The following is a 12881-nucleotide window of genomic DNA, read 5'->3' on the forward strand; positions in this document are numbered from 1 at the left end:
TGTAAACTTAAAAATAAGCCGTTACCTGCATGGTGCCTGTGTGCACTGCGGAGCTCTCAGATGACTTCCGGCCATTGTACTGAACGGAAAGCTGCAGCCCCTTCCCGATCGATTGCTGCCAGTTTACACGCCAGCGTTGATTACTCCCCGGTTGCAGGGCTTCCAGCAACTCATAACCTAAAAAAGTATTACGCTCTCCTTCAAACTGTATATCCAGCCAGTTAAATGATGCATTCAGATTGCCCTGACCGGCCCGTACCCACGTGGTTTCCACTTTGTATTCATTGATCGTAGAGCTTCCTGTCAGCTCTGAGTTATCGGTAGCTTTGGCCCTTCGTTCATACCCGGATATAACACGAAATGAATTTAACGGCTGCCAGATAAGCTCCAGCGAGCCGGAGTTGCGGTTAAGGTTGAAGTTTCGGTTATTCAGGAAGTCTGAAGAGTTAAACGTTTTACCAACGCCTGCAGTGGAGCGAATGGTAAATACTGCGCCAAACCCTACCCGGACAGACCCGGACCAATCTTCCTTTTCATTGATCTCATAGCCATTGCTTAGGAGTGATTTACTTTTCTGACCTGATTGGGTAAGGTCCATTCCAAAACCGGGAGCATTTCTGTTGAAGAATACAGTATTTCTGGACAATCCCCTGAAAAATAAAACAGACTCATCCGTCAGGTCTTTCCGGAAAGGTACTAACCGGTCACCAATCCCTGAATCCGTAGTCTTTTGGTTATACCTCAGGTTTCGGTTGAGGGAAAACCTGGAAAGAAGCTTCAGAAAACCGCTTCGTTGTTTCCATTTTGACGGAAAACCCGCATCCAGTGTTTGTACATAAGTAGTCTGATAGGCATTGATGTATTCGTCCGTCGGTGTAAACAGCTTGATGTAGTTTTTCTCATCCGGGTTTATGGCTTCATAAAACTCACTCAGGTCCTGTACACCATCTTCATTCTCATCCCGCCAGGTGTGTGTACCCTCTCCCGTTGCGACTTGTAAAAACACAAATTCCCGCTTCAGCTCCCGGCTGTTGGCTGTGGAGTAACTGATATTGTTGCGGATCAGATTATTGAAGAAATTACCGGACCAGTCTACTTTCCCCAGCAGGTTTTTTGAGGTCTCCCGCTCACCAATAAGCTCATCCACCTTTCGGTAATTGATTTCGGCACGTATATTTTGGCTATTGTAATAGGTCCCGGAAAAGCGCACACGAAACTCTTCGGCTTCCGTATAATCTGTCAACTCGCCGCTTACCGGCAACTGGTCCGTTCGCCTGATATAATCAACCCGTAAGCTTGTTCGAGAGGTATCGGGGGTTTCTACAAAAAAATCATGAGCAGTAAAATGCATCAGGGTATTTATCACGCTATCATTGGCAGCAGTCACGCGCTGGTGCTGATCCACGCTGAATGTGTAGCCCGGTTGTAATCGAAAAGGCGTCAGCTTGATGGTTTCAGTGAGCCGGAGCCAGCTGGCTTCTGTTTCATCAGGCCGGTTGTTCAGGTAAAAATTATTAGAGTGAATAATGAATGGTCCCAGCTCATGGTTGAGCCGGAGGTCTTGCTGAACTCCATTGATCACCGTTTCCCTGTTTCGATGACTAAAATTATAATAGAGTCCGTTTCGAGTATCTTTTCTTAACTGCAGCGAGCCATTGAGTATCTGGTCCTGCCGCCTCAGCGTATCCGAAAACACATCATAGCTCCAGTCCCGATCAAAATCCACACTTCTGAACCGGTCGATGGATTGAAATCCTTTTCGGTCAAACTCATAATCAATGGAACCACTTAGCTTATAGTCGGCCAAAAAATCAACCGATCGATCTTTGGTGCGAAAGCCACCCTTCCAGGCAAAAGACTGGTTGTCGCCATCTTCCAGATTACTGTAAAGGTTCTGGTCAAAGGAGGAAACAGCCAGCTCCTGGAAAACAGATTCGTGCTCACTCAGATCCACCTGCCCACCGATCACCATTAGCTGCTTCTGGTTTGGCGTGGGGATTTGTTGAACAGGTGCATAGTCGCCCTGCGACTGGCCATTGGCCGGGCTGACCCACCGGTAAACCCGTCCATTAGCTGTAGAGTTAGAAAGCACATAATCGCCATTTCCCTGCCCCACCTGCGAAAAGCTGACCCGCAGCACCGCCCGGTCCGGATCATTGCTGTATTCAAAAATTTCCACCACGTTTCCATCATTATCCACAGTATCTTTCCGTGCATAGAGGATAGAGTTTTCAATGTACCCCACAGAATCCACCCCGCTGATGCGGGCAAGCCCGTTCTGGTCGCCTCCATTTCTCAATAATATCAGGTCAGATTCTGTTGGGTTAAAACCAAGCGTAGAGCTGGCATTGTCCTTTTCGCGATAATAGTTAAAGTAAAACTTCGCCCGGTCACTCCGGATCTGTTGTACCGCCGTGATGTTGGAGCGGGTGTAGTACTGGTCTGCATATTCATAATCCACCCGTAAGCGGGAAAAACGCGTGATGACCACCCGGCTGCTAAAGGTGATCTCCCCCAGGTTGTAGTCGATCACATAGTCACGATCAAACCCCCGCTGCAGGAGCTTTCCATCCAGGTAGACCTTCTCAGAGTTGGCCAGGATAATGATAAAGCGCTCCCCGTTGGGGCCACGAAGCTTGTAAGGTCCCTGCACACCTTCCAGTGGCTCAATCACAGCCGAAGCAAATTGTCCCTTGGCAATGGAACCGGTCACCTGGGAGGTAGCTTTCCAGCGGTCACTAAGCTGGTATCGGTATTTCATACTCAGCCCCTGGACGTTCTTATAATATTGAAGGAAATAGCTGTCCTGAACAGGATTTTGCAAGACCACATCCCCGGCTATTACTTCAAAATCATCATTGTAAAGCTTGATAAATACGTTATCAAAATCACGGATCTGCTGGGTATTGCCTTCAGGCTGGTATGGGATGTTCTGGTCCGTGATCACAGCGCTTACATTGAGGTCATCGGCGAGCTGCCCATCCATTTGCAGGTTAAGGGATGAGTTGACAAAAAGGTTTTGGCGGTTGCCAAAAGTCACTCCCCGGGTAATGGCCCCGTAGGTTTCTACCGTACTAAATGAGAATAGCTCTTCCTCCCGGATGGCTGACTGATAGGGACTTCTCTTTTGCTGTCTGCTTATTCGCCCGTGTGAGTAAGTGTCAATGGACCGTTGGTAGATCGGCTCGTAAAACCGAGGAGAAATAGCGCGATAACATACTTCCACACTGTCTACCTCTGCCGCGCTCAGCTTTAAGGTATTAGCTACCGCATCAAACTCAAACGAAACGAAAGGCGTAACCGAGAGGCTCTTTTCTGAAACAGGAAGTGTGTCCAGCTGAACTACCGAGCCGGTAGCCAGCTTGCGGCAATTGTAATTTTGTGCTGAAACACTAAGTGCAAAAACCAATAGACATGTGAAAACACTACCCCTGATGTACAGGAAGGGAAATGAAGAACGTGGTGCCCGCTCCTTCTTCTGTCTCAAACCATATATTTCCTCCTGCGTTTTCAATACCTTTTTTAGCAACGGCAAGCCCAATCCCACTCCCCTGACTTTTGGTACTAAAATAAGGGGTAAATATGTTTTCTCTCAAATCTTCCGGAATCCCTTTGCCATTATCCCGGATAGAGATCAGCACTTTGGCGGATGATTCTTCCACTCTGATGGATATAATCAGCGCCTCACCGTCCTGTGCCTGGATAGCATTCAGGATAACGTTGGTGAAAATCCCTGTGAAGATCTTCGGATCTACATACACATTCGGGCACCCCTTTTGAAAGGATTTTTTGATATGGACGGTTTCTGACTGGTAAAGGCCTGCCACGCTGTCCAGAAGCTTACAGATATCTACAGGTTTGCTGTTAGGAGCCGGCATCTTGGCAAACTCTGAGAAAGAATCTGCGATACTACTCAGCGTATCCACCTGGTCAATGAGCGTAAGGCAGGCTTTGTAGTTTTTATCTTCAGGATCAAAGGAGCTCATCATGCGCTGGATCTTTAGGCGCATCGGTGTCAGCGGGTTTTTGATCTCATGAGCCACCTGCCGGGCTATCTCCTTCCAGGCTGATTCTTTCTGGCTTACAGCCAAAGCTGCCTTACTTTCTTCCAGCTTGATCAGCATCAGGTTGTACTCTTTCACCAAACTACCGATCTCATCTTCTGAGTCATACTCTATTGGCTGGTTTTCTTCTTCCAGGCTGGTGCTTCGTAGCTTCTCCCCGATCTTTTTAAGCGGCCGGATCAGATTGCCCACGATTATGTTGCCGGCAAAAATGGAGATCAGGAAGATCAATGTGAAAATGGAGATCAAATTGCTAAAAACCTCTACCTGTTGCCTTCTGAGGTGATTTTTAGAGTCAAAATACGGCATGGCCAGGATAGCAAGCAACCGACCATCATCATACGCGCGTAAAGCAGTGTATGAAGTCTTAAAATCCAGTGTCCCGATGGTTCTTTCGGTGATCAGGTTTTGCTCACGCTTGTATCTGATCTCACGATAGGCATCAGGATCAATCAGGTGAGAAAGAAGCCCCAGCCTAAAGATCTCCGGCTGGCTGGAGGTGATCAGCTTTCCTTTGATGTCATAAATATTGATGTCGGACTGGGCCAGCGCTCCCGCCTGTGAAATGGCATTGGCATATTCGTCAATGTTAACCTGATTGTTTACAAAAGCCTCCGTGGGGTCAATAAGGTTTTCTGCCAGGTTGTATGATCGTTTTTGAAAATTACGATCGATCTCCTCCCGGTACGACTGGTTCAGTGTATTGAGTAGAGCCACACTCACTATCAGCATGGGCAGGACAAAGGATAGCCCCAGGTACAGCTGGATCTTGGTAGAAAGATTAAACCTGGACTGATCTGTCCATAGCTGGAACCCAAACAGGGCTATCCCAAAAGAGAACAATAAAATCAGAAAAACAAAAGAGAAATTGGCGATCAGGGCGCCGTTTTCATACGTGTCGGAGGTGATGATGATCTGCCGCCCGTCCTGGGTTCTGATGCCGTAGTAATGAACACCGTCTCGTTCCACCCCTTTTTTATAAAGCCGCTCCTGGCTGAGGTCTTCACTGGCAAGCTTGTTTTCAAAACTAAAACGCCCCTGTTTGTAGAGTATCTCCTTGTTTTTGTAAACGGCATAATCAAACTCGTCCCCGTTACTCATGAAGTAGCGGCTTTCTACCAGCAGTTCCGGAAATACACTGCTGGGAATGTATTTTTTGAGTGTCAGCTCGAGAACGATGTAACCGACGTTTCTGCCGTATGCATCGATACTGAGGAAACAGACGTACTTGTTGCGCACATTGTCTCCCAGGTCCTGGATGAAGTAGATCTTTTCGTAATCTGTGGCCAGCGAATCTTTCCTGAAGCGTTCCTCCCACTGCTGGTAGGTGTCCGGACTGGTCTCGGTCTGCAACGAAGCTCCGTTGTTATCAAAGAGGTAAACGTTTACATCATATTTTTTAAAATAGGAACTCAAAAACTGTCGCTGGATCTTCTCACGGATGTTTTGCCGTGACAGCAACCTGCTCAAGAGCCGGGTCCTCACATACCGGTCATTTTCGATATCCTTGATAATTTCACTCAGATACAGCTCTCCCAGTATATCGTTTTTGATCAGTAACCGGTTCCCAAATTTTTCTTTAGCCACCCGGTTGTCCTTTTCGGTGTGTTTATAAATGGTAAATGAACAAATAGCCGCATAGGAGGTGATCAATATGATCAGGTATACAAAGGTCTGGTACCGAAACAGCCGCAACCGGCGGCTGAAACCAAAAAAGTCAATCATGAACCATGCCGCTACAAACGCTCCTCCGTAAACCCAGCTGTACTTTCCCGCCACAAAGCCAAAAGTCAGGTAAAGGCCAATAATGATCCCATAATGCCAGTAACGCGAAAAGTTTAGCCAGTTGTAAACCCGGATTGCCATGCTGAAAAGCATAATAGCATTGAGGCCTACCATTAGGATGTACAGGTATGCATAGATCCGCAGCTCATCAAACCGGATGCTCTGTGCCACATCGAGTAAGATCTGTGAGTTTTCCATCAGCATCCATATCGCGCCATAGCTAAGCCAGCTGGCTAAAAGGACCAGCCCAACGAGAAATCCGCCAATCGATAATCGGGTAACGAATCTCTCTGGTGCCTTCAGCGGCGGAGTGAGAAAGAAATTTCGGTAGATCAGTACCAGCCATACCAGCGAGAGCGCCAGGTGGAAGATCGTGTCTCCCAGTGAGTAAAAGATGGGCTCGGCCGTAAAGTTGATCGGTTTGAATACACTCCAGTGGGTCAGGTGGTCTTTGGTCCAGTACCATATAGCTACCCGGCCTAAAATAAAAACTGCCGCCAGGATAGCAAGCTGAATGGCCGGAACCAGCTTATTGACCGGCTGAGAACGAAGGAGAAGGAGGCTCAGGCTGGCAAAAAGGACAAGTATGAAGCTGAGGCTAACCAGCTCATTCCAGAAACTGGACTCCTCACCCAGTGTCACTCCAAATAGTGATTTCCCATGGTAAAAAAACTGGTAGCTTCCGTTTTCGCTCACTTCTACCGGGTAGCGTTCAAAAATAACCGGATTGGGCCGCTGCACGAGGTATTGGTTTTTTACCTGTGGATCATCATACACGTCCAGAAACGAGTAGATCTCTACCAGGTCACTGTCTGCAACTACCTCCCTCCTTTGGATGATCTTGAGGCCGTGTTCGTTTCGGTACAGATATAGTGAGTCTTTGGATTTCAGTCGGCTGTAGTTACCCAGGTATTCGTTGCTGTTCCAGTAAACCAGGCTGCCATTGACAAAGACGCGTTTGGCGTAGCTGGATTCTTCGGGTATAAAAAACGGGTTGGAATAAACGGACAACTGATTTTCAAACTGATCCAGGTCGGTTGACTGGTCCTGCAATGCCTGGAAAATATTATCCTCGATCTCCTGGTATACCAGCTCTGAGTCATCCGGGTATGAGGTGATAAACGTGAGTCCCAGCACCGAGAGTGCAGCCAACACAAAAAGCAAAAGGTTTACCTTCATATGCGTTTGCATAGCTCCGAAGATAAATGATTTTGGCTACTCGCTTTGAGCTTTTTCAGGCCTGTACCGCATATCTCCGAAAATATAAATAAACAAAATCCGCGAATACCGATACGTAAATGGGTACAAGATTAATGCCACAACGGAGATGGTGATGATATAAGTTAACAGACCAGGATCACCCACAATGAAATACAGGACAAAAACCGTAGTAATGAAGATGGCTACAGAGAGTGCGTAGCTCACATACATAGCTCCATAGAAGAAGCCGGGCTCTCGCTCAAACTGCAACCCACATTTGGGACAGTGGTCATTCATCTTCAGAGGTGACTGGTGAATGGGTTCAGGAAACATATCCCCTTCCCGGCATTGGGGGCATTTACCTTGTAATACGGCCTGCCAGGCTTTTCTTTCTTTCATTCACTTTGGAGTTTCTAAACCAGAAAAAAGCCACTGTTCCGAGTACCACGTAGGGCGTAAAAAAAAGGTACATAATGCCCAGGTTCAGCCCGGCAGCCAGGGCCGTTTCCCCGTGACTCACATTGTTTACCACCTGCGTGCGGCACATCACACACTGTGCATCAGCCAGCATGGGCAGCAGGACGATGGCAGCCAATAAAACGAAGCGCAAAACTTTCATACCAGATCAACAGCTTGATGGATGTTATGGTTTCGGCAAAGGTAATAAATGAGGCCATAGTTTTGGGCTTCATTCTGCTGCTTTAGCAAAAACTTCTTGACTGGCTTAGTGGATTCCGTTATTTTGAAGGGGTGTTCGGCTTACGGGTGTCAGTTGGTCCAAAAAAGCAAGAATAGTGTCCAAATCGGAGGACAAAAATCGTTATTATGAAAAGTAAAAATCATGAAGACAGTTGACGTACAAACAGAGACTACCATTTCTGCTCCAATTGACATGGTATCAGAATATGCATCAGACCCTGACAACGCATCAGAATGGTATGTAAATATCAAGTCAGTCAAGTGGAAAACACCAAAACCATTGGCAATTGGTTCACAGTTGAAGTTTAACGCACAATTTCTTGGACGAAAACTGGAATACACCTATGAAATAACCGGGTTTATTCCAGGACAAAAACTGGTCATGCAAACGGCTGACGGGCCGTTCCCGATGAAGACAATTTACACCTGGGACAAGACCGGAGACGGACAGACACACATGACTTTGAGAAATACCGGACAGCCGACCGGGTTTTCAAAACTACTTGCACCATTCATGTCGACAATGATGAGAAAAGCAAATACGAAAGACCTTAAAAAACTGAAGCAGATACTTGAAGCCAAAGCAAAAAAAGAATAAAGCAACGAATGCCCAGTTCTTTGTCGCGGAAATTACTTCTCCGTCAAAACCTTCCTGCAGACTTGCAGCAACGAAATTACCGTGCTCAAACAGTAAATAGCATATCATTAAACCATTGATGTGTTATAAAAATTTGCATAACTACCAGATGTCTGTTAGTTTCGCTTTTTTTATTTATTAGGCCATCTTTTATGATTTTACCAAACATCAACCTGCTGAACAATACGATTTCTGAGATCATCACAGCTCACAGGCGTTAATCATTCCTGTCTCGTATGGCAAAGAAAGATATTGAAGAACAGCTGGAAGCAGCCCAAATGCGGATTTCCGAACAAATGAAAAAAGACACCCGGTACAAAACATATTTCAGCCAGTACCGGGAGTCTTCTGTTGATCATTTTATCAAGCAGTATGCCAGGCACAAAGCCAACCTGGAGGTTTATGGAGACTATACGCAATTTCACCACCAGCGTGTCATGGACAGGCACTATGAAGATGCGTGGGTCAGCCTGAAGGACATCCAGTACAAAAAACTGTTTGACATGGAGTGCCGATGGCGGGCGGAAGAAGTAAGAAATCTGGCTGAAGTCGAGATCAGCTATGATTTCCAGGTTATCACCAATCACATTTTGGATTATGAGGGCATCCCTCCTGTTTCAAAGGAAGACATCACCCTCTACCAGGAGTACTTGCGAAAGCCAATGGATACTATATATTATACTCTCTCCTATGCGGAATACCCCGATTACATGAGTGCAAAAAAGGCCTATGAAGAAGAAGGTCATACCATGTGTGATTACGCGGATTTTCACAATACCTGCACGGGTCGCCAGCGTCTACTCTTACTCCCTGATATCCGTGGCAAAAAAGAAATGGAATATCTCAGTCATTCAGTAGGCAATAGAAGTAAAGCAATACAAAAAAAGCAGAAAACTGAGAAGCCTTACCTCTCAGCGCTTGATGATGATTTGATCAAATTTGCAGAGAAGTTTGGCGATAAAAAGACTGCCAACTTTATAAAAGACTGGAGAAAATGGCTGTATGAGAAACCCGACCTGATCTTTGAGTGGGCTTTTGAATACCTGCATGACGTCTATCCCGAGAAAGTCCCTATCAAGGCAAATAGTGACTGGAAAGAAGCGCTTTATTTTGCAGCCGTCCATCACAAAAGGAATAAAACAGCGGATATTCTTCCCACAATCTATGAAGAATATCTGATGAAAAGAGCCTCTGGTATCCCCCTGACCACTAACAAGAAAGAGCGAGGTGAAAGCCTCCGTAAACTCATGGCGCAGCATATCCTGGATGGCCGGGAAGCCAAAGGCGAACCACGAAATTTTGATTTTTAATGTTTCATCCTCATTGTTGGTGTTTCTCTTCTCTCCCCCTGAACTCATTTTCATGACAACCTTTACCTTGCTAAATTCGAAGAATGAAAAACAAAAAAATGCCCGATCAGGGAAAGCCTGATACGATCGCTTAAATGATAATCAAAGGAATAAAATATGAGTTTACTGCCACACCCTGGCAACATTCCGGTCCCGGTGGCTGGCACTTTGTCTCTTTGCCGGAAACACTCTCTGAGGAGATACGAAATGCATTCAGATCAGAAGAGGAAGGCTGGGGACGGTTAAAAGCAACCACAAAAATTGGGGATAGTGAGTGGAAAACAGCCGTATGGTTTGACACCAAACAAAATGCTTATTTGCTTCCATTGAAAGCTGAAATCAGAAAGCGAGAAAACTTACAGATTGGTGAACGAGTAAAAGTCGTCGTTTGGATTTAACTAAGAATTCCTGCTTCCATATTGAATCAATTTTAGCTTATCCCCTAATCTCTTGTAAAAAGACCCCCACTCTGAATAAAGTAAAATGGAGTCGGACCAACAATTAGGCTCTTGTCAATTGTCACAGAAATTTCTTCTCATTCATGTTTAGGGCAACATAAAGTATGATTGTGACGCTGCTTTAAAAAATTTCTTGACTCATACGGTGGAATCTGTTATTTTGGAGGGTGAATGTATAATACAAAATGTTAAAGCGATCAGGAAAGCTCATTAAATAGTTAGGAGCAATTACCAATATCCATGAAAAAAATAGCAATATTCTTATCCTTTTTAATCAGTCTGAATTTGGCAAATGGCCAGGTACAATCGGTGGATGAACTTGATTCAAAATTTCTGAACTGGTACAACAAAGATTACCAATCGGTCGGAGTTCTTGGTACTAGTGTAGACAAAGCATATGAATTTACCCAGCTCAATCCCAAGGAAGGAAAAACAATAATAGTTGCGGTAATTGATAGTGGTGTTGATATTGACCATGAAGACCTAAAAGGAAAAATATGGATAAATGAAGGTGAATTACCTGATAATGGAATTGATGATGATGAAAATGGATATATCGATGACATTCATGGATGGAATTTTATTGGTAATGCTAATGGAGAAAATATTTATTATGAAAATTTAGAATATACCAGAATTGTTAGAGAGAATGATACCAAAAACCCAAGTCTGGAAGCTGCTAAAGAATTGTACAGATCAGAATTACTAAAACGCAGAAAGGAAAAAGAAAACATAGATAAGTTTGAACAGGTGTACAACAAAGCCAAGTTAATTATCAAATCCAAAGTTGGAATTTCAGTGAATTCTGCCGAAGACTTAAATTCCATCAAATCAACAGATCAACAAGTACTTGGGGCTAAAAGCTTTTTGCAAGAAAAATATTCAGCAGGATTCACCGAAGATCGATTAAAAAGTTTAATTAATTCAAACGCTGAGTATTTAGATTATTTCTTAAATATAGAATTTGAAGCCAGGAGTCTTACAGGGGATAACCCTAATGACATTAATAATAAAGATTACGGTAATCCAGATGTAAAAGGACCAAGATCAGATCATGGAACATCTGTTGCAGGTATTATTGGTGCTAATAGAGATAATGGAATTGGCATAGATGGGATCGCCTTGAATGTTAAAATTATGTGTTTAAGATCCACCCCTAGAGGTGATGAAAGAGATAAAGACGTTGCATTAAGTATCTATTATGCTGTTGATAATGGGGCTGACATAATTAATATGAGTTTTGGTAAAGAGTTTTCCCCACATAAAAAATTTGTTGATGATGCGGTAAAATATGCTGAGGAAAAAGGAGTCCTGATAATTCATGGCTCTGGAAATTCCGGAAATAACATAGATCTCAAAGAAAGTTACCCTAGTGATCGTTATCTTGATAAATCTGAAGCTACAAACTGGCTGAATGTCGGAGCTTCCACAATGAGATTAGATAAAGAAGTAGTTGCCATATTTTCAAATTACGGACGAAAACATGTAGACATTTTTGCACCGGGTGTTGACATTATTTCAACTGATTCAACAAGCACCTATAGCCGAAATAGTGGAACCAGCCTTGCTGCACCTGTTGTAACTGGGGTTGCAGCACTTGTATTATCTTATTTCCCGGAACTAGAGCCTAAAGAAATTATAGACATTTTGATGGAAAGTTCTTTCAAGTTCAAGAAACCCAAAAAAGTTCTACGACCCTCCTTAACAAACGAAAAGAGAAAGAAAATTAAGTTCACGGAACTTTCAAAAAGCGGTGGAATAGTAAATGCTTACAATGCATTGGTTGAGGCTAATGAAAGGAATACTAATATACAATAAGCTCAGAACCTATCTTCTTTTGGTGTCTTCATCAATAATTTAGGGGGCTTATGCGACCATGCCTAAACTTAGAAGAGACATAACCGAAGCAGCGTTTGACAAAGGCTATTGGTATGCTGATGAGATAAAAGCATTTGCAAAAGAAATTGGCATTGCCAACTCCAGTAAACTTCGCAAAGATGAATTGGAAGAGCTCATCAGACATTACATCCGTACCGGACAAGTCAAACAAGCCAACAGAAGAAATATTGTGAAAACCGGGACAAAAGACATTGAAAAAGGATTGACAACCTCCCTCCCGATTATCAATTATACCAGCAACAAACAGACAAAGAATTTCATCAGGGAAGAAGCAATCAAGGTTGTCCCTGAACTAAAGATTAGATCAGGAGTATGGTATCGGCTAAACCGATGGCGGGACGAGCAGATCACAAAAGGCAAAAAGATCACTTATGGTGACCTGGTAAATCAGTTTATAAAGCTGAATCAAACAGATGGAAAATTTGAAAAAGTTGCAGTAGGTCGCTACATAAACTTTGTTTCTGACTTTTTAGCAAACGAAAAAGGTGTGACAAAACAAGAAGCGATCAATGAATGGGAAAAACTTAAGAAACTGGATATACCAAAGGACTACAGGTCATGGAAAGAGAAGAAGGCTGCGGAAGGTTAAAAGCAACTGCAAAAATCGGGGATAGTGAGCGGAAAACAGCTATATGGTTTGACACCAAACAAAATGCTTATTTGCTTCCTTTGAAAGCTGAAATCAGAAAGCGGGAAAACTTACAGGTTGGTGAACGAGTAAAAGTCGTCGTTTGGATTTAAGGTTTCCTTATCTTTATTTGTTCTCAAACTCCAAATGGGTCTAAATAAG

At 44.0% G+C, this 12881-nt stretch carries 10 protein-coding genes; 6 read left to right on the forward strand and 4 right to left on the reverse strand.

Translation table 11 applies throughout. From position 1 onward, the window contains the following. Positions 1-7: 7 nt before the first annotated feature. The 4 genes from AC3E9V_RS13270 to AC3E9V_RS13285 are packed head-to-tail and all read right to left on the reverse strand — an operon-like array spanning position 8 to position 7668. On the reverse strand, positions 8-3487 hold the full coding sequence (locus AC3E9V_RS13270; RefSeq protein ID WP_488748609.1) for a DUF8818 domain-containing protein: 3480 nt from the start codon (positions 3485-3487) through the stop codon (positions 8-10). Continuing rightward, positions 3426-7028, reverse strand: a complete 3603-nt coding sequence (locus AC3E9V_RS13275; protein ID WP_488748610.1) for an ATP-binding protein — start codon at positions 7026-7028, stop codon at positions 3426-3428. Before AC3E9V_RS13275 ends, AC3E9V_RS13270 begins: the two co-directional genes overlap by 62 nt. A gap of 36 nt (positions 7029-7064) precedes the next feature. Further along, complete coding sequence (locus AC3E9V_RS13280; RefSeq protein WP_488748611.1) at positions 7065-7448, reverse strand: DUF983 domain-containing protein; 384 nt, start codon at positions 7446-7448, stop codon at positions 7065-7067. Beyond that, the gene (locus AC3E9V_RS13285) at positions 7408-7668 is read right to left on the reverse strand and encodes a hypothetical protein (RefSeq protein WP_488748612.1); all 261 of its coding nucleotides are present in this window, start codon (positions 7666-7668) and stop codon (positions 7408-7410) included. The genes AC3E9V_RS13280 and AC3E9V_RS13285 overlap by 41 nt, the downstream gene beginning before the upstream one ends. A gap of 222 nt (positions 7669-7890) precedes the next feature. Between AC3E9V_RS13285 and AC3E9V_RS13290 the strand changes: the two genes are divergently transcribed. The 6 genes from AC3E9V_RS13290 (at position 7891) to AC3E9V_RS13315 (ending at position 12832) form a co-directional block, all read left to right on the forward strand. After that, on the forward strand, positions 7891-8346 hold the full coding sequence (locus tag AC3E9V_RS13290) for an SRPBCC family protein (protein ID WP_488748613.1): 456 nt from the start codon (positions 7891-7893) through the stop codon (positions 8344-8346). Positions 8347-8621: 275 nt separating this feature from the next. After that, entirely contained in the window at positions 8622-9695 is a 1074-nt protein-coding gene (locus AC3E9V_RS13295) for a hypothetical protein (protein WP_488748614.1), read from the forward strand. Positions 9696-9829: 134 nt separating this feature from the next. Beyond that, positions 9830-10132: a DUF1905 domain-containing protein gene (locus tag AC3E9V_RS13300; protein WP_488748615.1), complete on the forward strand. Its 303-nt coding sequence runs from the start codon at positions 9830-9832 to the stop codon at positions 10130-10132. A 300-nt stretch (positions 10133-10432) separates the two neighbouring features. Continuing rightward, a complete protein-coding gene (locus tag AC3E9V_RS13305) occupies positions 10433-12010 on the forward strand; it encodes a S8 family peptidase (protein WP_488748616.1) in 1578 nt (525 codons plus the stop codon). Positions 12011-12068: 58 nt separating this feature from the next. Beyond that, positions 12069-12680 carry an SAP domain-containing protein gene (locus AC3E9V_RS13310; protein ID WP_488748617.1) on the forward strand — a complete coding sequence of 204 codons (612 nt, stop codon included), beginning with the start codon at positions 12069-12071 and terminating at the stop codon, positions 12678-12680. Continuing rightward, on the forward strand, positions 12650-12832 hold the full coding sequence (locus AC3E9V_RS13315; RefSeq protein WP_488748618.1) for a DUF1905 domain-containing protein: 183 nt from the start codon (positions 12650-12652) through the stop codon (positions 12830-12832). The genes AC3E9V_RS13310 and AC3E9V_RS13315 overlap by 31 nt, the downstream gene beginning before the upstream one ends. Positions 12833-12881: the final 49 nt, after the last annotated feature.

Source organism: Marinoscillum sp. HNIBRBA16962, from assembly GCF_057801515.1.